This is a genomic window from Aquirufa novilacunae (assembly GCF_045310505.1).
GTDB lineage: Bacteria > Bacteroidota > Bacteroidia > Cytophagales > Spirosomataceae > Aquirufa > Aquirufa novilacunae.
Genome location: NZ_JBEWZG010000002.1, coordinates 203,886 through 230,014, shown reverse-complemented (window position 1 = coordinate 230,014; position 26,129 = coordinate 203,886). Strand labels below are relative to the sequence as shown.

30 protein-coding genes are annotated in these 26,129 nt (G+C 43.6%); 18 read left to right on the top strand and 12 right to left on the bottom strand.

Annotated features, from left to right (window positions below):
* Positions 1-134: 134 nt before the first annotated feature.
* The 3 genes from V7S74_RS06230 to V7S74_RS06220 are packed head-to-tail and all read left to right on the top strand — an operon-like array spanning position 135 to position 777.
* Positions 135-317: a helix-turn-helix domain-containing protein gene (locus V7S74_RS06230; protein ID WP_406777912.1), complete on the top strand. Its 183-nt coding sequence runs from the start codon at positions 135-137 to the stop codon at positions 315-317.
* Positions 277-516 (top strand): hypothetical protein, encoded by a 240-nt coding sequence (locus tag V7S74_RS06225; RefSeq protein ID WP_406778257.1) that lies wholly within the window; start codon positions 277-279, stop codon positions 514-516. The genes V7S74_RS06230 and V7S74_RS06225 overlap by 41 nt, the downstream gene beginning before the upstream one ends.
* Before the next feature lie 12 nt (positions 517-528).
* Positions 529-777, top strand: coding sequence for a hypothetical protein (locus V7S74_RS06220; protein WP_406777911.1), 249 nt, complete (start codon positions 529-531; stop codon positions 775-777).
* On the opposite strand, the gene V7S74_RS06215 is transcribed toward V7S74_RS06220, so the two are convergent.
* The 3 genes from V7S74_RS06215 to V7S74_RS06205 are packed head-to-tail and all read right to left on the bottom strand — an operon-like array spanning position 767 to position 3,642.
* Positions 767-1,189 (bottom strand): VOC family protein, encoded by a 423-nt coding sequence (locus tag V7S74_RS06215; RefSeq protein WP_406777910.1) that lies wholly within the window; start codon positions 1,187-1,189, stop codon positions 767-769. The genes V7S74_RS06220 and V7S74_RS06215 overlap by 11 nt on opposite strands.
* A 2-nt stretch (positions 1,190-1,191) precedes the next feature.
* Positions 1,192-2,889: a GMC oxidoreductase gene (locus V7S74_RS06210; protein ID WP_406777909.1), complete on the bottom strand. Its 1,698-nt coding sequence runs from the start codon at positions 2,887-2,889 to the stop codon at positions 1,192-1,194.
* Positions 2,890-2,892: 3 nt separating this feature from the next.
* A complete protein-coding gene (locus tag V7S74_RS06205; RefSeq protein ID WP_406777908.1) occupies positions 2,893-3,642 on the bottom strand; it encodes a sugar phosphate isomerase/epimerase family protein in 750 nt (249 codons plus the stop codon).
* 204 nt (positions 3,643-3,846) lie between these two features.
* Between V7S74_RS06205 and V7S74_RS06200 the strand changes: the two genes are divergently transcribed.
* Genes V7S74_RS06200 through V7S74_RS06180 form a run of 5 tightly spaced genes read left to right on the top strand, consistent with a single transcriptional unit; the run spans position 3,847 to position 6,682 of the window.
* Positions 3,847-4,347: a CYTH domain-containing protein gene (locus tag V7S74_RS06200; RefSeq protein ID WP_406777907.1), complete on the top strand. Its 501-nt coding sequence runs from the start codon at positions 3,847-3,849 to the stop codon at positions 4,345-4,347.
* A 47-nt stretch (positions 4,348-4,394) separates the two neighbouring features.
* A complete protein-coding gene (locus tag V7S74_RS06195) occupies positions 4,395-4,745 on the top strand; it encodes a bleomycin resistance protein (protein WP_406777906.1) in 351 nt (116 codons plus the stop codon).
* A complete protein-coding gene (gene bla, locus V7S74_RS06190) occupies positions 4,742-5,479 on the top strand; it encodes a subclass B1 metallo-beta-lactamase (RefSeq protein ID WP_406777905.1) in 738 nt (245 codons plus the stop codon). The genes V7S74_RS06195 and bla overlap by 4 nt, the downstream gene beginning before the upstream one ends.
* Positions 5,472-5,768 (top strand): hypothetical protein, encoded by a 297-nt coding sequence (locus tag V7S74_RS06185; RefSeq protein ID WP_406777904.1) that lies wholly within the window; start codon positions 5,472-5,474, stop codon positions 5,766-5,768. The genes bla and V7S74_RS06185 overlap by 8 nt, the downstream gene beginning before the upstream one ends.
* Positions 5,769-5,809: 41 nt before the next feature.
* Positions 5,810-6,682 carry a sugar phosphate isomerase/epimerase family protein gene (locus tag V7S74_RS06180; protein ID WP_406777903.1) on the top strand — a complete coding sequence of 291 codons (873 nt, stop codon included), beginning with the start codon at positions 5,810-5,812 and terminating at the stop codon, positions 6,680-6,682.
* 173 nt (positions 6,683-6,855) lie between these two features.
* Here V7S74_RS06180 and V7S74_RS06175 read toward each other — a convergent pair whose 3' ends face one another.
* Positions 6,856-7,557 (bottom strand): type III pantothenate kinase, encoded by a 702-nt coding sequence (locus tag V7S74_RS06175; protein WP_406777902.1) that lies wholly within the window; start codon positions 7,555-7,557, stop codon positions 6,856-6,858.
* A gap of 55 nt (positions 7,558-7,612) precedes the next feature.
* Between V7S74_RS06175 and panD the strand changes: the two genes are divergently transcribed.
* On the top strand, positions 7,613-7,963 hold the full coding sequence (gene panD, locus V7S74_RS06170) for an aspartate 1-decarboxylase (RefSeq protein ID WP_406777901.1): 351 nt from the start codon (positions 7,613-7,615) through the stop codon (positions 7,961-7,963).
* Here panD and panB read toward each other — a convergent pair.
* Positions 7,960-8,775, bottom strand: a complete 816-nt coding sequence (gene panB / locus V7S74_RS06165) for a 3-methyl-2-oxobutanoate hydroxymethyltransferase (protein ID WP_406777900.1) — start codon at positions 8,773-8,775, stop codon at positions 7,960-7,962. The two genes, panD and panB, sit on opposite strands and share 4 nt — an antisense overlap.
* Positions 8,772-9,572, bottom strand: coding sequence for a pantoate--beta-alanine ligase (panC, locus tag V7S74_RS06160; RefSeq protein ID WP_406777899.1), 801 nt, complete (start codon positions 9,570-9,572; stop codon positions 8,772-8,774). The genes panB and panC overlap by 4 nt, the downstream gene beginning before the upstream one ends.
* A 53-nt stretch (positions 9,573-9,625) precedes the next feature.
* Between panC and coaBC the strand changes: the two genes are divergently transcribed.
* Complete coding sequence (gene coaBC, locus V7S74_RS06155; protein ID WP_406777898.1) at positions 9,626-10,822, top strand: bifunctional phosphopantothenoylcysteine decarboxylase/phosphopantothenate--cysteine ligase CoaBC; 1,197 nt, start codon at positions 9,626-9,628, stop codon at positions 10,820-10,822.
* A gap of 110 nt (positions 10,823-10,932) precedes the next feature.
* On the opposite strand, the gene V7S74_RS06150 is transcribed toward coaBC, so the two are convergent.
* Positions 10,933-11,376 carry a QcrA and Rieske domain-containing protein gene (locus V7S74_RS06150; protein WP_406777897.1) on the bottom strand — a complete coding sequence of 148 codons (444 nt, stop codon included), beginning with the start codon at positions 11,374-11,376 and terminating at the stop codon, positions 10,933-10,935.
* Between the two features lie 120 nt (positions 11,377-11,496).
* Here V7S74_RS06150 and fabV point away from each other — a divergent pair, with 120 nt between their 5' ends.
* Both fabV and V7S74_RS06140 read left to right on the top strand, forming a co-directional pair.
* The gene (gene fabV, locus V7S74_RS06145; RefSeq protein ID WP_406777896.1) at positions 11,497-12,699 is read left to right on the top strand and encodes an enoyl-ACP reductase FabV; all 1,203 of its coding nucleotides are present in this window, start codon (positions 11,497-11,499) and stop codon (positions 12,697-12,699) included.
* A gap of 127 nt (positions 12,700-12,826) precedes the next feature.
* Entirely contained in the window at positions 12,827-15,301 is a 2,475-nt protein-coding gene (locus V7S74_RS06140) for a zinc-dependent metalloprotease (RefSeq protein ID WP_406777895.1), read from the top strand.
* Positions 15,302-15,310: 9 nt separating this feature from the next.
* Here V7S74_RS06140 and V7S74_RS06135 read toward each other — a convergent pair whose 3' ends face one another.
* Genes V7S74_RS06135 through V7S74_RS06125 form a run of 3 tightly spaced genes read right to left on the bottom strand, consistent with a single transcriptional unit; the run spans position 15,311 to position 18,224 of the window.
* Positions 15,311-16,435 carry a glycoside hydrolase family 88/105 protein gene (locus V7S74_RS06135; RefSeq protein WP_406777894.1) on the bottom strand — a complete coding sequence of 375 codons (1,125 nt, stop codon included), beginning with the start codon at positions 16,433-16,435 and terminating at the stop codon, positions 15,311-15,313.
* Between the two features lie 2 nt (positions 16,436-16,437).
* Entirely contained in the window at positions 16,438-17,778 is a 1,341-nt protein-coding gene (locus tag V7S74_RS06130) for an alpha-L-fucosidase (protein ID WP_406777893.1), read from the bottom strand.
* A 38-nt stretch (positions 17,779-17,816) separates the two neighbouring features.
* Positions 17,817-18,224, bottom strand: a complete 408-nt coding sequence (locus V7S74_RS06125; RefSeq protein ID WP_406777892.1) for an SRPBCC family protein — start codon at positions 18,222-18,224, stop codon at positions 17,817-17,819.
* Positions 18,225-18,376: 152 nt separating this feature from the next.
* On the opposite strand from V7S74_RS06125, the gene V7S74_RS06120 reads away from it, so the two are divergent.
* Positions 18,377-18,928: a hypothetical protein gene (locus V7S74_RS06120; RefSeq protein WP_406777891.1), complete on the top strand. Its 552-nt coding sequence runs from the start codon at positions 18,377-18,379 to the stop codon at positions 18,926-18,928.
* Position 18,929: 1 nt separating this feature from the next.
* Here the strand turns inward: V7S74_RS06120 and V7S74_RS06115 are convergent, their stop codons facing one another.
* A complete protein-coding gene (locus tag V7S74_RS06115) occupies positions 18,930-19,379 on the bottom strand; it encodes a nuclear transport factor 2 family protein (RefSeq protein WP_406777890.1) in 450 nt (149 codons plus the stop codon).
* 145 nt (positions 19,380-19,524) lie between these two features.
* Here V7S74_RS06115 and V7S74_RS06110 point away from each other — a divergent pair, with 145 nt between their 5' ends.
* From V7S74_RS06110 to V7S74_RS06100, 3 genes are read left to right on the top strand one after another with little or no spacing between them, the layout of a single operon-like run.
* Positions 19,525-20,439 carry a helix-turn-helix domain-containing protein gene (locus V7S74_RS06110; RefSeq protein WP_406777889.1) on the top strand — a complete coding sequence of 305 codons (915 nt, stop codon included), beginning with the start codon at positions 19,525-19,527 and terminating at the stop codon, positions 20,437-20,439.
* A gap of 6 nt (positions 20,440-20,445) precedes the next feature.
* Complete coding sequence (locus tag V7S74_RS06105; protein ID WP_406777888.1) at positions 20,446-20,907, top strand: (2Fe-2S)-binding protein; 462 nt, start codon at positions 20,446-20,448, stop codon at positions 20,905-20,907.
* Between the two features lies 1 nt (position 20,908).
* Positions 20,909-23,146, top strand: coding sequence for a xanthine dehydrogenase family protein molybdopterin-binding subunit (locus V7S74_RS06100; RefSeq protein WP_406777887.1), 2,238 nt, complete (start codon positions 20,909-20,911; stop codon positions 23,144-23,146).
* Positions 23,147-23,311: 165 nt separating this feature from the next.
* Here V7S74_RS06100 and V7S74_RS06095 read toward each other — a convergent pair whose 3' ends face one another.
* A complete protein-coding gene (locus V7S74_RS06095) occupies positions 23,312-24,223 on the bottom strand; it encodes a LysR family transcriptional regulator (protein WP_406777886.1) in 912 nt (303 codons plus the stop codon).
* A gap of 98 nt (positions 24,224-24,321) precedes the next feature.
* On the opposite strand from V7S74_RS06095, the gene V7S74_RS06090 reads away from it, so the two are divergent.
* On the top strand, positions 24,322-25,296 hold the full coding sequence (locus V7S74_RS06090) for a sodium-dependent bicarbonate transport family permease (protein WP_406777885.1): 975 nt from the start codon (positions 24,322-24,324) through the stop codon (positions 25,294-25,296).
* A complete protein-coding gene (locus V7S74_RS06085; protein WP_406777884.1) occupies positions 25,289-26,125 on the top strand; it encodes a DUF6671 family protein in 837 nt (278 codons plus the stop codon). Before V7S74_RS06090 ends, V7S74_RS06085 begins: the two co-directional genes overlap by 8 nt.
* Positions 26,126-26,129 lie beyond the last annotated feature (4 nt).

The window sequence follows — 26,129 nt, the reverse complement described above, 5'->3', positions numbered from 1 at the left end:
ATGTGCTTAGTTTTGGAGAAATTCAAGGCATTAAAAAATAAATAATTCGTATAATTGCCTTGTGGAAGGCAAAATGTCGTCTCAATGACGTCTCCTTGTCCACAATTTCAAAACATAAACAATCATATTTGCACATGGATTTTGGTGCCAGATTGAAAGAGCTTAGAACCAGTTTGAACTATTCTCAAAAGGAACTTTCAGAACAAACGGGTTTGACGCTTCGGACCATTCAACGAATCGAAAACAACGAAGTAAAACCGAGTATATTCGTTAAAGATGTTAGGGGAAGCGTTGAAAACCGACTTGTCAGAATTTAGCAAATCAACTGAAACCAAACCCTACGAATTTAATTTCACCATTAAAATCACAGATATGAATCAGTTAATTAACGACTTAAAAACACTTGTTCGCAACAACTGGAAAACGATTCTTTGGATTGTCTTAGTTGTATTTTTTATTTCTAACTATAATGACATCAAATCAGGCATTTTAGATGGCTGGAATGATGCAAAATAAATCGTTCTGCAGATGAAAAACTCTCCTATCAACCGCATTCTTTATGTTGGCTTTTTGCTTTTGGGCCTTTATCAGGCGCTCATTTCAAAAGACTTTACGCAAGGTGCGGCTTCTTTAGGAATTGGCTTAGCTTTTGATCCATTTAATCAAGAGCAGCCGTGGAACGAAAGGCCTAGCTGGCAAAAGTTGACACTCATTGTTCACTTGTCGTTGGTTTTCGGACTTGTTTTTATTGAGATTTTTGAATGGGCTAGGGGGTAACCTCCACCATCCACTCCACCCCATATTTATCGCGGAAAGTGCCTAAATGAGACCCCCAGGGGCCTTCATCCATTGGCATTTCTACCGTACCTCCAGCAGAAAGTCCATCAAATAAAGCGGTGGCTTCTTCTAGCGAATTTGCGCTGAGGATAATCTTGCTACGGTTTTCTTCTTCGCTCACGACACCCATAAAATTAGGGACGTCGCTGCCGGACAAATAACCTCCTCCGGCTATTGGCAACCGAATCAACATTATTTTTTCCCATTCTTCTTCCGGGAAAGAAAAGTCGGGATTATTTAATTCCTTGAAGCGCATAAGACGCGAAAACGAACCGCCTAAAACGGAGCGATAAAATTCAAAAGCCTCTTCGGTGTTGCCGTTGAAATGGATGTGGGGGTTGATAGATGCCATAATTATAAATTTAATATCTTTTTTTCTTTTAATGCATAATCCACCGCCCGCGCCGTCAATGCCATGTAGGTCAGTGATGGATTCTGCGTAGAAGTAGATGTCATGCAAGAGCCATCGGTTACGAATACATTTTTGCAGTGGTGCAATTGATTGAAGGCGTTTAGCATGGAGGTTTTAGGATCCCTTCCCATGCGCACTCCACCCATCTCATGGTTCTCGTTTCCAGGCAGACGTTTCGTATCGATAGGCTGAATATGGTGGAAGCCTGCTGCGGAGTACATTTCGGTGAATTGTTGATGGAAATCTTTCAACATTTTCTCATCGTTTTCGTCGTAGCCAATGGACACGCGAAGTTGTGGAATACCGTATTTGTCCTTTTTTTGTGCGTCTAAGCGGACCGTCGATTGAGCCTTCGGAATCGTCTCCCCCATCATGCCCACGTTGATGTGCCAGTTGCCCAACTTTTGATTTAATAAGGAATTCTTTAAGGATTGGCCGACTAAATCGGAGGCATTTTCGACGATACGCGCCGCACTTAAATTGCTCGCATAGCCTCGCAGGAAATCGGTCTCCTGTTTGTAGACATTTCTAAAGCGAGGGATGTAGCCGGAGGTTGGTCTTTTCCCGGCGGTGGTGTAGTCTAAATCCCCGTCGTATTCTGCCGTAATTCTGCCGCGGTAACTGTGGAAGGCCAGGTGCGTTCCTAAGATGCCGGAGTCATTTCCTAGGCCATTTGGGAAGCGCGATGAGATGGAGTTTAATAGGATTAAGTTAGTGGCCAAAGGCGAAGCATTCACAAAGATGATCGACGCGAAATACTCTTCCATTTCATTCGTCAGCGTGTTCACCACCCGAACTCCGACCGCCTTCTTTTTATGCTCATCATAGATAATGGAATGAGCGACCGAATGTGGTTTTAAGGTTAAATTTCCCGTGTTATACGCCGCTGGCAAAGTCGCGGAATTACTGCTGAAATAGCCGCCATACGGACAACCGCGTTCGCAGAGGTTACGGTTTTGGCATTGACTTCTACCCACAGAAGTGTGGATTTTATCGGCTTGACTCAGATTTGCTGTACGTGCGATGATGACGTGCCGATCGGGGTATTTTTGATTCACCACTTTCCCAAAATGCTTCTCCACACAAGACAGCTCATAGGGCTTGATGAAGTCCCCATCAGGTAAGGTTTCTAAGCCATCTTTATTGCCCGAAATTCCGACAAACTTCTCCACATAACTGTACCATGGTGCGATGTCCTTATAGCGAATGGGCCAGTCGACTGCGAAACCATCGCGCTCAGGACCTGTGAAATCAAAGTCGCTCCAACGCTGCGTGTGACGACCCCACAAAAGGGAACGTCCGCCCACCTGGTAGGCCTGAATCCAGTCGTATGGTTTATCTTGAATGTAGGGCTGCTCTCCGTCTTTGGTCAAAAAATGAGCCGTCGCCTCCGAAAAAATGTAATTCTTACTCGCAGTTTTATATTCCTTTTTCAGCTCTACTGGCACCTGTCCGCGGTGTGGCAAATCCCAAGGATTCGCTAAAGTGGTGGGGTAATCAATGACATGCTTCACATCTCTCCCGCGATCGAGTAATAAGGTTTTTAGACCTTTCTCCGTGAGTTCTTTGGCAGACCAACCGCCGCTGATTCCGGATCCGATGACGATGGCGTCGAAGGTATGTTTGTCTTTAGATGTCATGATTTACATCCACAATTTCGTGAAATTTTTCGCGAAATGTGGAATCGCGATTTCCGGTTCCTGAATTTCAGGATGCCAAAGCTTCTCCCACTCAAAACTATAATACCCCTGATATCCTCCCGCCTTTAGTTCATGTAGCGCCTCTCTAACCGGCGAATTTCCTTCGCCTAAAAGCGTATAGGTTTCCCCTTTCTCCGTTAAGGTGGCATCTTTAATGTGTGTGTGAAAAATGTATTTTTTCAAAGAAGCATACATCTGCTCCGGCGACTCTTTCGTGATCGACCACATATTAAAAAAGTCCCAAACCAACCCCACATTTGCGTGATTCGCAGACTGCATAATGTGCAAAAGCATATCACTTTTAATGACTTTTCCGTGAGATTCTAGAAGCACTTTGACTCCGCTCGTTTTCGCATAATCGCCTAATTCGCGCAAGCTGTTTATGATTGCATCAACCGTAGCATTTTCGTCCTGATCTTTTGGCAAATCGTTGGGGAAAACGCGCACAAAAGGGCAGTCTACTTGATGAGCGAGATCGATGAACTTCTTAGCTTCATCCAGATTTTTTTGCCGTTTCGATAGGTCCAAAAAATGCAGGTTAGTAGATGACCCTAAGTTGACTATTTTGATGTTTGCATCTACCACTTCTCTCTTTGTGCTTGCGATGTTTGAGCTCGAAAAAAGTGGATTCGAAGGAAGATCTAAATCGCCTTTTATGCCCCTGATTTCAATGCCTGCATATTTATTTTCCATAGCATGTTGTATTACCTGAGAAAAATTCCAGGAGGGACAGCCTAGGGTCGAGAAGGATAATAACGGTTTTTTTACCTGCGAAAAATCTAAGGCTGAAAGGCCTAACAAGCCTGTGCTTTGTTTTAGAAATTCTCTACGATTATTCATTCATTTCATTGATATTGAGTGGAAATTAACAAATTTCGTGCCGAAATGAAATATCCTATGTTAAACTACCTCGATTTCACCCTAAAAGCGAGCCTTACTGATAAGGAAAAGGTAGTGCAAAAACTTTTTGAACTAGGCGCCGATTTTCTAGGAATAGACGAGCAACACGATTTCTATTTTCATACGGAAAAAGGGAAATTAAAATACCGAAAAGGTTCTTTGGGGACCCTAATTACGCATTATGAACGATTTTTAGTAGATAATAGTGAGAAAACACATGTCTATCGTTACGATGTAGATCCATCAGAGGAGTCAGTCAAACAACTGTATTTGACCCATGATTTGCTTGGGGAAACCCAAAAAAGTCGCACACTTTTTCAATGGGAAAATGTGACCATCCATCTGGATCTACTACCTGATGGGAATACATTTATTGAAGTGGAGGCAAAGGACTTCGAGCAAGAATTGACAGAAAGCGAACTTCAGCAAAAGTGCCGAGGACTATTCGATTATTTAGAAATACCGGATCGTGATTTAAGGCAAACGGGGTATTTGTAGTTTTCCATTATCTTTGAATTATTCTCCGTTAAGTAATCTTAAAAAGTATGTTATTAACCATCATCCCTAAGCTCCCTATGCGCGATAAGGCCGCATCGAAGCAATTCTATATTCAGGGTTTGGGCTTTTCTGAACTGGGGGATTATGGTGATTACCTGTTATTAAAAAAGCAGTTCATCGAGCTTCATCTGTTTGAATTTAAAGGATTGAATCCTTTTGAAAATGATGGACAGGTATATATTCGAACAACGGAAATTGAGGTGCTCTATCAGGATTTAATGGATCGAAAAATCCCTATTCATCCGAATGGACCATTGGAGAATAAGGCCTGGGGTCAAAAAGAGTTTTCGCTGTTAGATCCGGATCACAACTTGCTTACTTTTGGTGAAAATCTATGAAATTAAAAGGTGTTCTTTTCATTCTTTCCTGGGTTAGTTTCTCAGGCATTGCGCAGAAATTACCCGTCGAGGTCTATAGTTCTGCGGATTTAGTAGTCGTTCAAATTGCGCCAAATACGTTTGTGCACACCTCCTATTTACAAACGAATGATTTTGGGAAGGTGGCTTGTAATGGAATGATTGCGAGAGACGCGAATGAAGCGCTCGTTTTCGATACACCCACAAATGACAAGAGTGCAGAGGAGCTTATTAATTTCATTGAAAATAAGTTAAACTGTAAAATTAAGGCCGTGATTCCTACACATTTTCACGACGATTGTTTGGGAGGTTTAGCGGCGTTTCACGCGCATAAAATTCCTTCTTTTGGCCATAATAAAACAATAGATCTAGCGAAAGCTAGCCAGACGGCATATCCCCAAAATGGATTTACAGAAACGATTACATTGAGTGTAGGAGGAAAATTTGCAACCGCTACATTCCTAGGCGAGGGACATACAAAGGACTATGTAGTGGGCTATTTCCCGTCAGAGAATGTGTTGTTTGGCGGTTGTTTAATTAAAGAAATGCAAGCTACTAAAGGGTTTTTAGGCGATGCAAATGTGAAGGATTGGTCTGCTACAGTGAGGAAAGTGAAACAAGCTTTTCCATCTGTTAAATTAGTTATACCCGGCCATGGGGAAGTTGGAGGCAAAGAGTTGTTAGATTACACGATTAACCTATTCAAGCATGAGTAAATCTCTTTTCCACGAATCACTTATTCATCCGGAACCACCCGCGCATTTTTCCGTGCTTTTAAAAAGCCTTTGGTATGATAAAAAGGGTGATTGGAAAAAGGCGCATGATCTTGTTGACCAACTGCCTGGCGTTGATGCCGCCTGGGTACATGCCTATTTGCATCGCAAGGAAGGGGACATTTGGAATGCCGATTATTGGTATGCGAGAGCGAAGAAAATGCGGCCTTCACATACTTTAGTGGTGGAATGGGAGGAACTAATGAATCATTTTATCAAAAAAATACATTAATTTGTGTTTTCAACGAAAATTATAAATTGTTAACTATGAAAATGAAATCAATTGTAGCGATAGTTGCCGTGCTGGCCATGTCGTTAGTTTCCTTCAAACCAGCGGTTAAAGAGGTTCAAGCGGACAAGCCTTTTGGCGGTTTAGCTTTGTACACGGTGCGTGATGCGATGAAAGATGCACGCGCGACATTAGAAAAAGTGGCACAAGCGGGTTATGTAAACGTAGAATCTGCGGGTTACAATAATGGCAAGTTTTATAATTTATCTCCAGCGGACTTTAAGGCGCTTTTAGATGAGATGAAATTAACGCCCATCTCTGCACACCAGGGGACAGTTACGTTTGATAATATTGATCAGCAAATAGCGGATTTAAAAGCGGCTGGGTTCAAATACTTTGTTGTTCCTGTTCCCCCAATGGGCTTGTTCATGTACGACGCCGTGAATAAGAAATTAGCGATGAAGGGTGGCGCTAAGAATTTGGCAGAAATCTTAGATAAATTAGGCGAGAAATGTGCTGCAGCTGGTTTGCAATTGTTGTATCATAACCATGATTTCGAATTCGTAAAGGATGGTGATGGTGTGGTGCCTATCGATTATTTACTTGAGCATTGCAATCCGAAGTATGTTAATTTCCAAATGGATTTATACTGGGTAACGAAAGCGGGAGCTGATCCAGTAGATTACTTTAAGCGCTATCCAGGTCGCTTCAAGATTTGGCATGTGAAAGACATGGATGATCAAGGTCGTTTCGCTCCAGTGGGCAATGGCAAGATTGATTTCAAGCGTATTTTAGACAATAAAAAATTGTCAGGAATGCAATATTATTTCGTGGAGCAAGATGCTTGTTTCAACGAAACGCCATTAGAGGCGATTGTGATTTCTCACAAAGGTTTAGAGAAGATCGGTTTCAAATAATTATGGGAATCATCCCTGTGAAAAGCCTCGCTAATGCGGGGCTTTTTGCGTTTGATGCCTCTAGGGACAGTTTCGTGTGAAATAACTCGTGAGGTATGTAAAGAGGTTTCTAGGTATTGACAGAAAGAGTCAATAGGCGAAAATGTCTCATATTATGAGATTTTTTACTACGACTAAACCATCGGAATCATTCGCAAAAATCCTTTCCAGGCTAGCAATGGATCAATTTCAAATTGGTCTTTGTAATAGTCCGCGTCACCTCCTGTTAGAATCACCTGAAGATTAGGAAACTCTTTTTTCGCGGAGGCGATAAACCCGTTGATTTCGAAAAGTGTTCCGGAAATAACACCTGCATTTAAATTCGAATTGGTATTAGTTCCGAATGGGGTAAAATCAGGTTTTAAATCGATCAAAGGGAGTTTATCGGTAAACTCTGACATGGCTTTGGAGCGCAAGTGGAGGCCGGGACTGATGGCTCCACCGATGAATTCCCCTGCGGTAGAAATCAAATTATACGTGATGCAAGTGCCTAAGCAAATGCAGAGCGAAGGCTGTGAGGGGAATACCGAAAGACAGGCTTCTGCTAAAATAAGGCGGTCTAAACCTAATGTGCTCGGATCGTAGGTAGAGAAACGAAGGTTTGTGTCTTCTTTGGCAATAATATGAACGGAATAATTTGCCTGTAATGAGGTTAAGATATCCGAAGGGATGTCGATAACCGTGCAAATCGCTAGGAGGCGAATGCCCTCCGTTGGGATAATTTCAGTGATACTCGGGAGCGATAAATCGGCGATAATTCCGGAATCACGCAATTGCGAGCCGTCGAAAAGCGCGTATTTCAAGCGGGAATTTCCTAAGTCTAACAAGAGTACCATGGGAGGGTATTAATAATTTGGTAATTTTGGGAAAAATAATCAATCCGCAAACACTATGTATCAAATTCAAATTCTAAAATCTAAAGTTCACCGTGCCACGATTACTGAAGCCAATGTAGACTACGTGGGTAGTTTAACGATGGACGAGGATTTAATGGATGCGGCGAATATGATCGAGCACGAGAAAATCCAGGTGGTGAACGTGAACAACGGGGAGCGCATCGAAACCTATTTAATCAAGGGCAAACGCGGCTCAGGTGTTATTTGCCTAAATGGTCCAGCGGCTAGAAAAGGGGTTGTAGGCGATATCGTCATCATCATATCCTATGCGGTGATGGATTTTGAAGCAGCTAAAACCTGGACTCCTACCGTTATTTTTCCAAACGCAAAAAATCAACTCGTTTAATACGATTCTTCCGGCGAAGGGAATTGCGCTTGCTTCACATCCTGCACATAGGCAGTGGTAGCACGGGTAATTTCCTCGCCTAATGAAGCATATTTGCGCAAAAACTTAGGGGCAAATCCGTCATTCATTCCCAGCATATCTTGCATTACCAATACTTGACCATCGCAATCCACGCCGGCACCTATGCCGATCGTCGGAATCTGCAAAGCATGAGTAACTTGCGCGGCTAATACAGCGGGAATTTTCTCTAAAACTAGCCCAAAACAGCCCGCTTCTTGCAACATAACGGCCTCTTTAATTAATTTATTTGCCGCTTCTTCGCCTTTTCCTTGGATACCATAAGAACCGAATTGGTGGATACTTTGGGGTGTTAAACCCAAGTGTCCCATGACCGGAATGCCGGCTTTCGTAATTTTTAAGATCGATTCTACGACCTCTTCGCCCCCCTCTAATTTCACGGCATGGGCTCCGGTTTCCTTCATGATTCTCACTGCGGAGGCTAAAGCAATGGAGCTGTCCGATTGATAAGACCCAAAAGGCATGTCCACTAAAACCATCGCTCTTTTTGCTCCTCTACTAACGCATTGGGCATGGTAGATCATGTGATCTAAGGTGATGGGCAAAGTCGTTTCATAACCCGCCATCACATTACTAGCGCTGTCTCCTACTAATAAAACATCGACTCCGGCCGCATCTAAAAGTCCGGCCATCGTATAATCGTAGCAGGTTAACATGGCGATTTTCTCCCCAGCGCCCTTCATGGTTTGCAAGCTGGTGGTCGTGACTCTTTTAACTTCTTTTAAGTAGCTCATGCAAAGGTTTTGTTATCAATTAATCGAACACCGCCGATAAAAGCAGCGACTAAAATGAGGTAAGGCTTCTCGCCTACCGGTTTTTCTTGTAAGGTTTGTGGATCTACACAGGCCACATAATCAATGGATTCAAAACCGTTTTCAAGCAGCGATTGTTTGAATTCAGTTTCAGAAGATAGGCCAAAGCCCCTATAAATAGCTAACGCTTGCTCTTTTTGTTCCTCCGTTAATCGAGCATTTCGGCTACTCAGCGCTAAGCCTTCGCTCGATCTGACCGTCGGGCATTTCACTAATTCGACGGAGGAATTCGTCAGCTCCAGCATCTTGCGCACCACAGCGATTTGTTGGTAGTCCTTCTCCCCCATGAATAATTTGTGGGGTTGCACCGCTTGGAGTAATAAATCGACGACAACGCATACCCCTTGGAAATGTCCAGGGCGATATTTGCCTTCCAAAATAGTCTCGATGAATCCTAAGTCGTAGTGTTTTAATTGCCTTGTGCCTGATGGATACATCTCAGAGACCGAGGGAACGAATACGACATCACATCCTTCGGCCTCTAATTTTTCTAGATCTGCGGCTAATGTAACCGGGTATTTTTCAAAATCCGTCGGGTCGTTAAACTGCGTCGGATTGACGAAAATGCTGCAAACCGTTAGTTCACAGTCCTTTTTTGATGCTTTAATTAAGGCCAAATGCCCTTCGTGCAAAGCTCCCATCGTGGGGACAAATCCAATGGATTTACCGGACGATTGTAGGTAGCTTTGAAGCTCGCTGGTCTTTTGAAATTGTTTCAATTCATTATGTTAATGGGTAAAATTACCATAATTTTGGCCAAAATATTCCATCCATGTCGCTCCAAGGGAAAAAAATAATACTCGGAATTACCGCCAGCATTGCTGCCTATAAGTCGATTCAGCTCGTTCGTTTGTTAACGAAAGAAGGTGCAGAAGTGCGTGTAGTTTTGACTAAAGCGGCGCTTGATTTTGTGTCTCCCTTAGTGCTGTCGACTTTTTCTAAGCATTCAGTGTGGGTGGAATTTCAGGAGGGTTCTGTTTGGAATAACCATGTGGAATTAGGCTTGTGGGGGGATGTATTTATCATCGCACCTGCCAGCTGCAACACACTCGCTAAGATGGCGCAGGGTTTGTGTGATAATGTGCTTTTAGCTACGTATTTATCCGCGCGCTGTCCGGTTATCGTGGCTCCTGCGATGGACGAAGATATGTTCTTGCACCCAGCGACCCAGCGTTCTATTTCTACTTTGAGAGGAGATGGTGTGACGGTTTTAGAAGTTAATTCTGGGGAACTTGCTAGCGGATTAGTAGGCCAAGGGCGCATGATGGAGCCGGAGGAAATCGTCCAGCATTTGATTTCTCAAACGTTTAGAGGGTCTTGTTTCGCAGGAAAAAAAATAGTCATTACTGCTGGACCTACGGTCGAACTAATCGACCCGGTGCGTTATATTTCCAACTTTTCGACCGGAAAAATGGGTCTTAGCCTGGCCGAGGCCTATTATCTTCAAGGAGCTGATGTGACTTTAATTGCAGGACCCTTGCAAGTTTCTACTCGTCTTCAGGGAATTAAGGTGGTGGACGTGAGGTCTGCAGCAGAAATGGAAGCGGCTTGTTTAGCTCATTTTACTTCGGCTGATCTGTTGATCATGGCGGCTGCCGTGGCGGATTATCGTCCGGCTGTTCAGGCAGTGGAGAAAATAAAAAAATCAGAGGCGACGACTTCGGTGGTTCTAGAAAAAACGACGGATATCTTAGCGGCTTTAGGGGCAGTGAAAAAGCCTTATCAACTACTGGTAGGGTTCGCATTAGAAACTGAAAACGAGGAGGTGAATGCTTTGGCGAAAATGAAAACGAAAAAAACGGATTTCATCGTTTTGAATTCGCTGAAAGATGCGGGCGCTGGCTTCGGAGTAGATTCGAACCAGGTAACGGTTTTTGCTGCTTCGGGGGAAAAGAAATTGATTCCGCTTCAGTCGAAAGAGGCGGTTGCTTCGGAAATTATTGACTTTGTGTCGCGCGGTATGTTGTAAATCGTGGTGTAGTGGGCCTATTCGCCATTTGCTAGAATTTCGCGAGATCTATACAAACGATTTTCAGGTATTGACAGAAAGTGTCAATAGGCGAAAACGCCTTTCAATACTTACGCCTTCACACTCAAAGTCGCACCCGTCACCTCCACGGTCAATTTCGTCAAACCTTTCGTCGCAGGTCCTTGCGTCACAGCGCCATCAGCAGCAAAAGCAGAACCGTGAGCAGCACAATAGAAGGTCGACTGCCCGTTATTGTATTCCACCGTGGCACCCGCGTGAGGGCAAACCGAAGAAAGGGCTAAAAAGCTGGCTGGCGTATTTCCGCTGGCTTTGCGGATGACAATGACGCCGCTTTTAGCCACGAAATCGTTAACAGACTTTAGTTCGGAATCTAAATTTACCGTGACGGAATTCGTGCCCACTCCTCCACCTCCCGGATTAGGGGTGATATTTCCTCCGCCCGAATCGTCTTTAGAACAAGCGGCCACTAGGCAGCTGACACAGGTAGCGGCGATTCCTCCGGATAGTACGTTGATGAATTCTTTTCTTTTCATGGCAGATTTATTTTCATAGATAACTAGTCAGACTATCAATTGTTTAAAACCAGATTTTGAACATTAATTGCAGATGTAGGCGAAGAAATTTATCTTTGTGTAAACAAAACAAGCGCACGTATGATTATCGAACCGAGAATTAGAGGGTTTATCTGTTTGACTTCCCACCCGAAAGGATGTGAGCAAAGTGTCATAAATCAAATTAACTACGTTAAATCAAAGGGAGCCATCGATGGCCCTAAAAAGGTGTTGGTGATAGGAGCCTCTACTGGTTTTGGTTTAGCTTCTCGCATTACAAGTGCATTTGGTTCGAATGCGGCGACGATCGGTGTTTTCTTTGAGAAGGCGCCAGCAGAAGGAAAAACAGCCTCTCCGGGCTATTACAATAGTTTAGCGTTTCATACGCAAGCAGAGAAAGCGGGTCTTTATGCGAAGAGCATTAACGGTGACGCGTTCTCGAACGAAGTGAAAAAGCAAACGATCGATTTAATCAAAGCGGATTTAGGCCAAGTAGATTTAGTGATCTACAGCTTAGCTTCCCCAGTTCGTCAGCATCCGGTGACGGGCGTGTTGCACCGTTCGGTGTTGAAGCCTATCGGCGATACGTTCTCGGATAAAACGGTGGATTTCCACACGGGCATTGTTTCCGAAGTGACGATTACACCTTGCAGTGATGAAGATATTGCGAACACGGTTCAGGTAATGGGTGGGGAAGATTGGAAGATGTGGACGGATGCCTTATTGGACGCTGGTGTATTAGCTGAAGGTGCGATGACGGTGGCTTATTCGTACATTGGGCCAGATGTAACTGAGCCGGTTTACCGCAAGGGAACGATCGGAATGGCGAAAGAGGATTTAGAGGCGACGGCGTTTGAGATTACAGAGGATTTGGCCAAAATAGGAGGCAAAGCATTCGTTTCCGTAAACAAAGCCCTAGTAACACAAGCAAGTTCGGCGATCCCAGTGATCCCTTTATATATTTCATTGCTATACAAAATCATGAAGGCGAAAGGCTCGCATGAGGGTTGTATCGAACAAATTCAACGTCTTTACAGCGAACGCTTGTACACAAACGGCGAGATTCCTGTAGACGAAAAAGGCCGTATCCGCATCGACGATTGGGAAATGGATGAGGCGGTTCAAAAAGAAGTGGCTGAATTATGGAAAGGCGCTACTACAGAAAACCTTCCAGCGATTGGTGACTTGAACGGATATAAATCAGACTTCTTGAATCTATTCGGTTTCGGTTTTGATGGCGTAGATTACGCAGCGGAGGCGAACGAAATGGTCGAGATTCCAGGTTTGATTACGGTAGAAAAATAAACGGGAAGCCATCTGAAAGGATGGCTTTTTTTATGAAAAGGGTGGGCAAATAGCAGGATAAATCAGGTGATTATTTGAACAACATCCCTTACTTTTGGTTTAGACTTCATTCACTGAATTTTAAACTATGAAAAAAGGTATTCTTTCGGCGGTATTTATTTTAGCCGCTGTTATTTCCACACAAGCACAGGCTCCTAAATCACCGGTAGCTCCGAAGCCAGCTGATTCTACAGCAGCTAAAAAACCGGCCTCTAAAATCAAATCATATGACCAGGTCATCACGAAGGAAGCGAAATCTTCCAAAGGCCTTTTCACCACCCACCAAGTAGGCGATAAATACTATTTCGAAATCCCTAAAAAGCATTTGGGAAAAGACATGCTTTTGGTTAGCCAGATTGCGAAAATTCCCAATGGATTAGGCGGAGGCTATGTGAATGCGGGAACATCGAGCCATGAGCAACTGATTGTTTGGGAGAAATTCCAGGAAAAAATCCTCATCAAAATCAAGTCTTACGCCGCCGTGGCACCAGATTCTCTGCCTATCAGCTTGTCTGTAAAGGCGAATAATTATGAGCCTACTTTGTATGCTTTTGACATTGAAACCTATAGCAAGGACACTTCTGCCATCGTCATCGATGTGACGAAATTCTATACAAGTGACATCCCGGCGATGAGCGGTTTAGATGCCTCGCTTCGTGAGACTCACAAGGTGAGAAATTTAGATGCGAGCCGCAGTTTCATTCGTTCCGTGAAGTCCTTTCCTTTAAACATCGAGGTGTTGCAAGACTTCACCTATAATGCGACGAAGCCGTCCGCGACCGCTTACACGGAGACAATCAGCATGCAGATGAATCAGTCGATGATTCTCTTACCTGAGAAGCCGATGAAGCCTCGTTTATTTGATCAACGCGTGGGCTATTTTACCCAAAAACAATTCGATTACGGCAGCGAGGAGTTGAAGTCAGACCAAAAGACCTACATCCAGCGCTGGCGCTTAGAGCCGAAAGACCTGGCGGCTTACAAGCGTGGAGAATTAGTAGAACCCATCAAACCGATTGTCTATTACTTAGATCCGGCGACGCCGATGAAGTTGCGCAAGCACATGAAAAAGGGCGTGGAGAATTGGCAAAAAGCCTTCGAGGTGGCCGGCTTTAAAAATGCCATCATTTGCAAGGATCCACCGACGAAAGAGGAGGATCCCGATTTCTCACCAGAAGATATTCGCTATTCAGTAATTCGCTACGTGGCGAGTACAACCAGAAACGCGATGGGTCCTAGCGTGAGCGATCCGCGTTCGGGAGAGATTATTGAAAGTGACATTATTTGGTACCATAATCACCTACGTTCGTACCGCAATCGGTTCTTAATCGAGACAGCTGCGTCTAATCCGAAAGCTAGAACTTTAGAGACGAGCGAGGAAGATATCGGCGAGATGATGGAGATGGTTATTTCGCACGAGGTGGGCCATGCCTTAGGTTTTCCGCATAACATGGGGGCAAGTAGTTCCTACGAAGTGGAGAATTACCGCAAGGCTGATTTCACTCAGAAGGAGGGTATTTCTGCGAGTATTATGGACTATGCGCGCTTTAATTACATCGCACAGCCGGAGGACAAGGGCGTTCGTTATATTCGTCAGATGGGCCCATATGATAATTATGCCGTGAATTGGGGATACCGTCTTTTGCCTGATGCCAAAACTCCAGAGGACGAAGTGCCTACCCTAAACAAATGGGTGGAGGCAAAGGCGGGCGATGCTCGATTCCGTTTTGGCAATCAAGGAACCACATTCGATCCCAGTTCTCAAACCGAAGACATCGGTAACGACCCCGTTCGCGCGAGCACGTATGCTGTGAAAAACCTGAAATATGTGGCGAAAAATTTAGCTTCGTGGACGAGCAATAAGACAAATGATTACGAAGATTTAATCGAATTAAACGACGAATTATTGAGCGCTTGGTCGCGTTATGTAGGCCACGTAACGACTACCGTAGGTGGAGTTTACGAGCAATACGCAAAGCCAAATCAACAAATTGCTAGCTACGTTGTAGTCCCTAAAGCCACACAACAAACGGCCGTGAAATGGTTATTAGCGAATGCTTTCGCTAACGTAGATTGGTTAATCAACCGTGAAGTTGTTACCCACCACATGATGGGGTATACCGATCGCATCAGAAGCCTGCAAGCTAGTCCGCTAAACCGCATGTTAAGCTTCGAAACTTTTGCACGTTTAGATAATAGCGGGTTGAGCGCGGCGAACGCTTATAAGACGGTTGACTTATGCCAAGACTTGCGTCAAGGCTTGTGGTCAGAGTTAGCCACTGGTGCTAAGATGGATGGATTCCGTAGAAACATTCAGAAAGCCTACGTCGAGCGAATGAAGTATTTATTGACGGAGCAAATGACTCCATCGCCATTCGCGCGCGACTTCTATAACGTTTCTCAATCCGATGTACGCTCGATCGTCCGTGGGGAATTGAAGACTTTATTAGCGTCTTTACAAGCCGCGAAAGGCAAGTATGCAGATAAAGAAACAGCCTACCATTTAGCAGACTGTATCGATCGAATTCAAACCGCATTAAATCCGACCAAAGCCCAGAAATAGGGCTTTGGTTTATTCTAAAAGCGCATTTACGCACCAAAGCAGCGGTCCCTGCCCATGCAAATCACCCGTGATGCGCTTGCGGTCTAGGTAATATTGGTGGTCGTTTTTCTTGTTTGTGCCTTCGCAAATTTCGGTTAAATCACCGTTTTCGTTGATGTAATCTTGCAACTTAATCCAGGCTTTACGCGCCGCTGTTCCGTAGGTTTTCTCATCTAGCCAACCCTTTTTCACGCCCACAATAAAGGCATAGGTAAACATCCCGGTGCAAGATGTTTCCGGCCAAGCATTCGGGTCATTAATCAGCTGATGCCACATGCCTTGCTTGTCTTGGTGCTTTAATAAAACGCCCATCATGTCTAAATAACCGCGCATAATGCGAGGACGGTGTGGATTATCTTTTGGCAATACTTTTAATAAATCAGCCATCCCTGCCGCTAACCAACCATCGCCTCGACCCCAGTAAAAAGGCACATCAGGAGCATGATAAAACAGTCCATCTTTATTCTGAAGCGTATCTAAATAAGCCACCATTTCGTAGGCCGCCCGATCTAAGTATTTGCGGTTTTTCGTGACCTCATACGCCTTCGCCTGAACTGCCGTAATCATGTACATATCATCCATCCAAAAGCGCGTCACCCAACTCAATCCCGCCGCATACCAATTCCGCACTTCGGGTTTCAAGCTTGTATATTCCCCTGGGCTCAAGGTCTTAAACTCCTCATCCGCATAGGACATCCCCAACGTTTTCAATTCCTCGTTTCTATTCTCTAGATAAACCGCCAGCGGAATCGCACCAAAAACAAAGTTATCCACATGGTTTTTCTTCGGCTGCAAATTTGCTTCTTCCTTCAGTAATAAAGCGGTTTTTGCATGTAATCTCGCTTGCAAATCTTTGTCATTCGTCTTCTTCGCAAAGCCTAAGGAACCGAGCCAGGTGCATACATCTGGGTAGGTGATTTGGGTCGCTGGCGGATTCGGAAAAGTCACTCCGTAGCGGGAGTGAGGAACTGCCATGAAGCGCTCTGCGGTTCTTTTCCCAACCGTGATAGGATCGGCTTTTTTAGGCCAATTCGTAAAGACTTTTTGCGCCAGTATAGGCGTACTTAATAGTAAGAAAAGGAGGATTTTTTTCATAGTTATTTTGCCCCATCCAGGGTGCTTTGTTTCGTTTGATCCAGTAAGGCTACGCGACCTTTTGCGTTCGCGATTTTTAACACGACCGCATTCGGCCATTTGTTATTCGTATAGAATCTTTGTCCATTGACAGCGCTGATAGTTAGTCCTAGAGGACTGGCTGACACATAGGTTTTCGCATCAAAGTTTTGCTTGTATTCCACTAATTCAGCCTTATAACCCAGTATTTCAACGGTCGTTTTATCTGAACCTAAGATATTATGAAGAACAAAATTCTTGCGCTCGCCGTATTTCCAATCGTCCGGAGAAGACCTTAAAATGAAGGCATAAATGTATTTTTCGTCGTTCGATTGGGTATACCAAACTCCCTCTTCTCGGATGATGGGCATCGGCTTCACCGCATAAATAGCCTCGGAATAAGCGAAGTTCCAAAGCGCCATTTCCCGCAATATCGCCTCCTGTTCTATCTGAATTTCGCCGTTCGGTTTAGGACCCACGTTTAACAAAAAGTTTCCGCCTTTTGCCCGAATTTCAGCAAGCATATTGATGACTTGCGTTCCCGATTTTTGCGGATCATTTGTGGGCTTGTATTGCCAATCCGTTCCCATCGTATAACACGCTTCCCATGGTCTAGGCAAGGCCGCATTAGGAGTGGTTTGCTCGGGAGTTTTCATCGCATCACGCGTGATCACTAAATCAGGATTGATGGACCAAGCAAATTCACGCAAGCCATCTCCTGGTCCATCGATAAATAGAATATCAATCTTTCCGTATTGAGTGAGCAATTCTTTTAATTGGGCTTTGTCATATTCCATCAAGCCCGGATTCGTCATCGGATAATGCGCCGGATCTTGTGCTCTTCCGATGGGCTGTTTGTGCTGGTGCAAATAGTAGAAATCGTCTGGAGAGAAATACAATCCTACGGCGATACCTTCTGCGCGATAAGCCTCTATGATTTCTTTTGTGACGTCCCTTTTGAAGGGCGTATTCATCACGTTAAATGGGGTAGTTTTGGTTTGAAACATCGCAAACCCTGCGTGGTGTTTTGCGGTAAAAACCACGTATTTCATCCCCGCTAGTTTAGCGAGGCGGGCCCAATCTTTGGGCTTAAATTGTTCTGGATTAAAATAGGACGGAAGCTCCCGGATATATTTCTCTACATAGGCATCGGAAGCCCCAGCGAGCGAATGGCTGATGACACTTCCTAGGCTAACGTCCACGTTCCAGTGGATAAACATCCCGAAACCGAGGTCTTGAAACCATTGAACACGTTCTGGTTTATTGGCAGTTTGCTGCCCTAAAACGGGTAAGCTAAGTAGGAATAAAAGTAAGAGCTTTTTCATATAGTTAAAAGAATAAACTCCTGCTAATCTACTAAGTATCAGCTCTCCGCGTGCTTCTTGAAGTTGTCTACAATCGATTGCCAGCCAGCTTGTTGCATCTCTTCTGGGTTTTGATTCTCCGGCTCGAATTGCTCGATAATTTGAGTACCCTCTGATGTTTCAGAGAAGTTAATCTGCACTTTACGGCCATCTCCTATGGTATACTCGATCGTTTTTTCTGAAATAATGTTCGTGTAAGTTCCCCAAAAATCAAAGGACATCGACCCGTCTTTCGAGGCCATTTCGTAGTGAAATTCTCCACCTATTTTGAAGTCATTTTTTGCGGAAGGACAGCACCAATCATCACTGGCAAAGTTCCATTTTGTGATGTGTTCTTCAGTAGTCCAGCAATCCCAAACATGGGAGATTGGGGCTTGGATTGTATTTTGTACGGAAATGTAGGCCATAAGCATTTTGGAAAAATTAAAAATACACAAAGGAGAAGAACTTGGGAAATGATTGTAGAAAAATCTGTCGACGAACGACTGACTTTGCATCGACGAAATGGTACACAAGATGTAATTCCCGAACCTAATTTTGCAGACACAAACTATATACCATGAAAAAATACGTAACCATTGCACTTCTATCCGTAGCCTTATTGAATTGTAAAAAAGAAGACGATATCGAACCCACGGATGACAATGAACTCATCACACGCGTAGATCTTGTTTTCACTGATTCCGCAAACAAATCTACCATCTTCTCTTTCCAAGATAAGGATGGAGACTCTCGTACGAATCCAGAGAAATTTGACAAAATCGTCTTAGCAAAAGGCCAAACTTATACCTTAAAGATCGAGGTATATGATGACACAAAATCTCCTGTAGAAAACATTTCAGATGAAATTTTAGAAGAATCAGATGTGCACCTATTCGTATTCAAATCAAATCCCACAGGTTTGTTGACAACGACCTTAACTGATAAGGATAAGAATGGCTTGCCTATAGGGCTGGAGTCCATTGTAAAAACGGCTGCCACTACCGGCAAAGGTACGTACCAAGTCCTACTGAAACACCAACCTGATTTAAATGGGGTGAAAGTAAAGACAGGACGTGAAGAAGGTGGAAGTACGGATATTGACTTGAGCTTCGAGGTAGAAGTGCAGTAGTCTACTTTTTTAGGGCATGCGAATCACGCACGCTGCTGAAAGTAAGGTCGAGCATCTTCCAGGTGCTCCCTTGCTTTTTATATACCTCCGTTACAGTGAATTCAGTCACGACTACTTGATCGCGAACTACGGCGTCTAACGTAATGCGATTCCATACAATCGCCGTATTTTCAAAAATTTCTACGGCCGTATCTTTTACGTTGGCTTTGCGGTACCAAATACTTCCCGACTTGATAATTTCTAATTCCTCTTCCTTTTTCCAAGTTCCACTCATGTGGACGAATTTCGCTTTGTCATCAAATAAGTCTTTTAGCTTGTCTACATTTTTATCAGACATCCATTGCCATTTATCCATTGACAACTGAATAAGTTCTTTATCCGTTGCGGACTGAGCAAATGCCCCCGTGATACTGATGAATAAGAAGGTGCTTAAAACAAGGATTTTTTTCATGTTATTTTAGATTATTTGAAAACGCAACTTCAACATTTAATCAAGAGAATTGATTACCTCAATTACCGTATTTTCTACCATTTTTACTGATGTCTCGAATTCACATCATTTAATTGTTTAAATTTCGTTTACAAGCAATTAGCGTATGATACGTAACTATTCAGTAGACTCCATTAGTCAATACAATGCGGATAATAATCATCCTACGTTGCATCCATTGGTGAGCGTGATTGATTTTTCTAAAGCGGCTCCCCGTTCTTGGGGTTCTGAAATTCAACGCATTAAATTTCACTATGGACTTTATTGTGTGTATTTAAAAGATGTCAAGTGTGGCGATATCGTTTACGGCAGACATACCTATGACTACCAAGCTGGAACATTAGTATTCTTTGCGCCAGGTCAAGTTTCCGAATTTGAAATTCCTGCGCAAGCGTATCAACCTAAGGGTTATGGTCTCGTGTTTCATCCGGATTTAGTGCATGGTACGTCACTAGCAAAAGCCTTAGCGACCTACCATTTTTTCAGTTATCAATCGAATGAGGCTTTGCATATTTCAGATGCGGAGCGCCAAGTGGTGTTAGATTGCTTTTCTAAAATTGCTTTTGAATTATCCCAAAGCATCGATAAGCACAGCAAGAAATTGATTACGGCAAATATTGAGTTGTTCTTAAGTTACTGCGAACGTTTCTATGACCGCCAGTTTATCTCTAGAGAACATGTGAATAAGGGGGTTTTAGCGCGATTTGAAGAGCAATTAAATGCCTATTTTTTGTCCGATAAACCATCGACTTTAGGATTGCCTTCGGTAGCCTATTTCGCGGAACAATTGCATTTGTCACCTAATTATTTTGGGGACTTAATCAAAAGAGAAACGGGTCAATCGGTGAAAGAAATGATTCAAAATAAATTGATCGATGTGGCGAAGGATCGGGTCTTTGATGGCGACAAAACAGTGAATCAAATAGCTTATGAATTAGGTTTTAAATACCCCCAACATTTTACGCGTTTGTTTAAGCAACGGGTGGGGAACACACCTCTGGCATATCGAAATTTAAACTAGAAAAGGATGATCAAGAAATTCACAGTTCGCATTAATAAGAAATCCCACACCGTGACGGTGGACGAGAACATGCCGCTTTTATGGGTGCTCCGGGATATTCTGGACATGAAAGGTACAAAATACGGTTGTGGCGTGGGCTCCTGCGGCGCCTGTACCGTTCATTTGAACGGGTCGGCTGTCCGGTCGTGTCAGTTGCCTATTTCGGCTTTGGCAAATCAAGACATAACAACCATCGAAGGTTTAGCGGAAAAGGGAGATCATCCAGTCCAAAAAGCCTGGTTAGACGTCGACGTAGCACAATGCGGTTACTGCCAGTCAGGCCAAATCATGAGTGCCGCGGCCCTGCTAAAAAGCACACCGAAACCAACGGAGGAAGATATCGAGAATTTCATGACGGGCAACATTTGCCGTTGTGGAACCTATACACGCATTAAAAAAGCCATCCTACAAGCAGCAGCCTCGAAATAAGATGAAAAAGACCAACGAAAATTACAGCAGACGCTCATTTCTAAAAGTCTCGTCCTTAACAGGAGGCGGACTGATGTTAGGTATATCTTGGTTCGCTTCTGCGAAGTCGGAGGAAACCTTGAAGGAATTGGGCGCGGAGCCTACTTGGGAACAATTAACGAGTTACATCAAGATCACACCAGATAATTTGGTGAAGATATTCTCGCCTAATCCAGAGTTTGGCCAAAACGTCATGACCTCACTTCCTATGCTCATTGCAGAGGAATTAGATGTTGACTTTAAATCTGTTCAGGTGGAGCAGGCAAATTATAGTCTTGCTTTATACAATCGTCAATTTACGGGAGGTAGTCAGTCCATCCGTCAAGCGTGGAAATTATTACGTACGGCAGGTGCTTCAGCTCGCCAAATGATTCTTACCGCGGCCAGCCAAGAATGGAATGTTCCCATTGCGGAATTAACGACCGCCAATGGAATGGTAATGAATTCATTCAGTGGGAAGTCTGCGACCTATGGATCCTTTGCGACGGCCGCTTCGAAATTACCTGTTCCGAAAGACATCGTTTTAAAAGGAAATAAAAACTTCAAGTTATTAGGCACCCCACAGAAGAATGTGGAGGGGCCTAAAATTGTGAAAGGCCAACCCTTGTTTGGTATGGATTACCAAGTTCCTGGTATGCTTATTGCGATGACAGAACGACCTCCGGCTTTCGGTATGCGCTTAAAGTCCTTTGATGCGACAGCTGCTAAAAAGATGCCAGGTATCGTGGATATTTTCCCTATTCAAGTGTATGAGCCTACACAGAAACTAGCCATGTTCGACACGCGTACTTTTAATGAAGTGATCGCGGTAGTAGGAAAGACAACCTGGGATGTGATGAATGCCCGCAAGGTATTGAAAGCGGTGTGGGAAAATGCCCCAGAGACGAAAGAGCTAGGTGTAGGCGGTCGCGATACGATCGTGCCAGCCGGACTAGAAAGTACAAAAAAACATTATGCTCAAATGCTTGAAATGGATAAAAAACCGGGACGCGTAGAGCGGAAAGACGGGGATCCAGAAAAAGCTTTTGCGGAGGCAAAACATGTAATCGAGCGGACCTATACGGCGCCGTTTTTAGCCCATAATATTATGGAGCCTACGAATACTTTTGCGCACGTTCAAGGGGATAAAGTGAAAATCGTAGGACCTATTCAAGGGCCAGATATGGTAGCTGCAACGGTGGCGACACGTTTAGGGATTCCAAAAGAGAATATTGAGATTCAATTAGCCCGTATGGGTGGAGGCTTTGGTCGCCGTGCTTACGGACATTATATGCTGGAGGCGGTGTTGATTTCGAAGCAGGCAAACGCGCCCGTGAAATTAATTTATAAGCGCGAAGACGATGTGAGTGCGGGTATTTATCGACCAATGTACCAAATGACGTATCGTGCCGCTTTCGATGAAAACAAGCGCTTAACAGCTATGCACATTAAAGGTGGAGGCGTTCCTGAATCCCCACTCCATGCGAATCGTTTCCCAGCAGGAGCTTTGGATAATTACTTAGCGGAGAGCTGGGTAATTCCTTCTAACATCACGATTGGGGCTTTTCGTGCCCCGCGTTCTAATTTCAATGCGGCGGCAGAACAATCCTTCTTAGATGAGATTTCTGAGTACATGGGCAAAGACCCGATTGCTTTCCGTTTGGAATTATTACAACGCGCAAAGGACAACCCAGTAGGTAAAAGCAACGATTACGATGCGGCGCGTTATATGGGGGTTTTGGAATTAGTGCGAGATAAGTCGGGCTGGGGGAAACCCGAAAATGCAGGAAAGAAACGCGGAGTTTCAGCGTACTTCTGCCACAATTCCTATGCAGCTCAGGTAATAGATTTACAGGTGAAAGATGGTAAGGTTATCGTAGACCAAGTGACTTCCGCTTTAGATTGTGGCGTGGTCGTGAATCCAGAAGGCGCGAAAAATATGGCGGAAGGTGCGGCGATTGATGGCATTGGTAATGCGCTATTCGGACGATTAAGTTTAACGGACGGACGCACAGATCAAAAGAACTTTGATACCTATCGGATGATTCGCCATAACGAAGCACCTAAGAAAATAGATGTACATTTTGTCCAAAATGAAGTGGATCCTACGGGTCTTGGCGAACCTCCATTCCCTCCTATTTTTGGGGCGATGGCGAATGCCTTGTACAAGGCGACTGGGAAACGTTTTTATAAGCAGCCATTTATGGACGATTTATCATAAATAACGTTTATGATATTCATTACAAAGTTTAAATTTTATTAATTATCTCTGCTATCTAGTTTTGTAATGCAAACAGATGCAACTGATTGAAATTCATATATTTCTGTTGGTTTAATTAATGAAAAACGAATACAATAAAGCCAGGTAATTTTTACCTGGCTTTATTTAGTTAAAGAAGCTCTGTTTAATCCTTTCGTTGTTTTCTAAAACAAAATTCATGAAAGCTTTCGCCACGGGGGAGGGCTTTTTTTCTTTATGCCAAATCAATTTCCAATCGGTCGTGATAGGTAGCCCTTCTCGAGGAATGATGGCTAAATAGCCGTCCTTAATTTCTCTTTTTATACCGATCAATGGCATGATGGAATAGCCTAGGCCCGCCATTACGGCCTGTTTAACAGCCTCATTCGACATTAATTCGATTCGTTTTAAGCTACTGACTCCTTGTTTTTTTAGATAGCTCTCCATAATTTTTCTAGTTCCTGAGCCAGACTCCCTAAAAATGAGGGGCAACTCATGTTTAAACGTATTGTAATCAAAGGAGGGATTCATCGCCGCAGTTTCCGTATTTCCCACGAGAACGAGCTCGTTTTTTAGAATGTCAATGAAATCGAATTGTGTGCTCTCTAGCTGGTCTGAAACTAGGCTAAAGTCGACCTCATTTTGTTCTAAACTTTCGATTACTTTTCCCCGATTGGTCACATCAATACTAATTTCGACGCCTGGATTAGCTTTTAGAAAATCGGATAAATAATAGGGCAATACATATTTGCCTGTGGAGACAATGGATACTTTTAATCGTCCGATTAGCTGATCTTTGAAGGCCATTGTTTTGTAATTGATGGCGTATACTTGCTCTAATATTCCTTCTGCGGATGCAGCAATTTCTTTCCCAAAATCCGTCACATAAATTTTCTTTCCGATAATTTCCAATAAGGGAATTTCAAACTGAGCTTGAAAATTTTTGATCTGAATAGAGACCGCTGGCTGCGTTAAATTTAATTCTTCGGCCGCTTTCGTAATGCTCGCCGTTTGCACGACTTTGACAAAAATCTGCAGCTGATTTAGGGTATAGTTCATAACAATTCATTATGGATTTCATTATAAACTTAAATAAAAATTATTAATGTACGCCTATTTACTTTGCAAAAAGAAGTTTTACCCGTAACCCGCCGCGAATGATCAATTTTGAACTATTGACCTTTAATCTAACGAACCCTACCTTATTGTTTTTTATTCTAGGGGTTTTTGCGAAATACGTTAAAAGTGACTTAGAAATTCCAGCTGCCACGAAGAGCTTTATTTCCCTGTATTTACTATTCGCCATCGGATTTAATGGAGGAAGCGAATTAGCGGTGACAGGCATTACAAGTGAGGTAATAACTAGCTTGCTTTTGGGTATGTTGCTTGCTTTGATCATTCCGATTTATTCCTTTTTTATTCTTCGCATTAAGTTAAATTCCTCCGATTCGGGTGCTATTGCGGCTTCTTATGGCTCTGTAAGTGCCGTCACTTTTGTATCTGCGGTTGCTTTTTTAGAGATGAATCAGCTGAAGATGGGCGGTGAAATGGTGGCGGTGATGGCATCGATGGAATTTCCTGCCATCATTATGGGGGTTATTTTAATCAATCTTTTTCCAGACAAAACGGAAGAGAAAAAACGGGGTTCCATTGATTGGAAATTAGCGATGAAGCACTCATTGACGAACGGAAGTGTGTTAATGATTTTTGGTAGTTTACTCATCGGTTTTGTTTCTGATTCCTCCCAATCGATCGGGATTAAACATTTCACGACAGATATTTTCAAAGGCTTTCTGGCCATCTTCTTGCTAGACATGGGGATGCTTGCCGCCAGTCGATTTAAGGCGTTTAAACAGCAAGGGCCATTCCTGATTTTCTTCGCGCTTCTTGTTCCTCTTTTCAATGGTTCTGCTGTGGCTTGGCTTACGCAATTCCTAATTCATGACGAAGCTAATCGATTGATTTTTGCTGTTCTAGCCGCCAGCGCTTCGTACATTGCCGTACCTGCCGCGATGCGTTTAGTCGCACCCAAGGCGGATCCGGGAATCTATATCCCCATGGCATTAGGGGTGACTTTCCCCTTAAATATTACGATCGGGCTACCGCTGTATTTTCAATTAATTCATGGGTAATCAGGCGTTTTTTGAGGGTAGGGAAATTCGTATTGCGACTATGCATGGCAAGGAAAAGGTGATAGGCCCTGCTTTGGAAGAAGCATTCAAAATGAAGTATTCGGTCGCCGCTTTCGATACGGATTTATTAGGCACATTTTCAGGTGAAGTAGAGCGTCTTTTAACACCGTTGGAGGCAGCAAGAGAAAAATGCCGCTTAGCGCTGGAGAAGCATGATTCGGAGATAGCGATTGCTTCTGAGGGGTCTTTTGGAACTCATCCTACTTTATATTTCATGCCATCTGATGAAGAAATTTTACTTTTAGTCGATCGAAAGAATGACCTTGAAATTGCCGTAAAGCATACGAGTCTCCAAACGAATTACGGGTATTTTTCCACGGAATCTGACGAATCTTTAGCGGATTTTTTAAAGCGAGTGAAGTTTCCATCTCATGCGCTGATAGTGAAAACAGCCGATTTTATAGAAAAGGGAATTCAATCCAGGGAGCAGCTAGATCGAGCCATCAATGCATGTATTTCTCTGAATGGAAAATACCAACTGATGACGGATATGCGCGCGATGTACAATCCATCGCGGATGACCGCTATTCAGGAGGCAACCGATAAGCTAATCCAAAAGATGCAAAGCCAATGCCCCGGATGTAGCAGGCCGGGCTTTGGTATAACAGATGCGCTAAAGGGTTTGCTCTGCTCGACCTGCTCGATGCCCACGCGTTCTATCAAAGCAGTCATCTATTCCTGTGAAGGCTGTCATTACACGGAGAAAGTAGATTTCCCAGAAGGGAAAACGGAAGAGGACCCGATGTTTTGTGAATTGTGTAACCCCTAAGTAA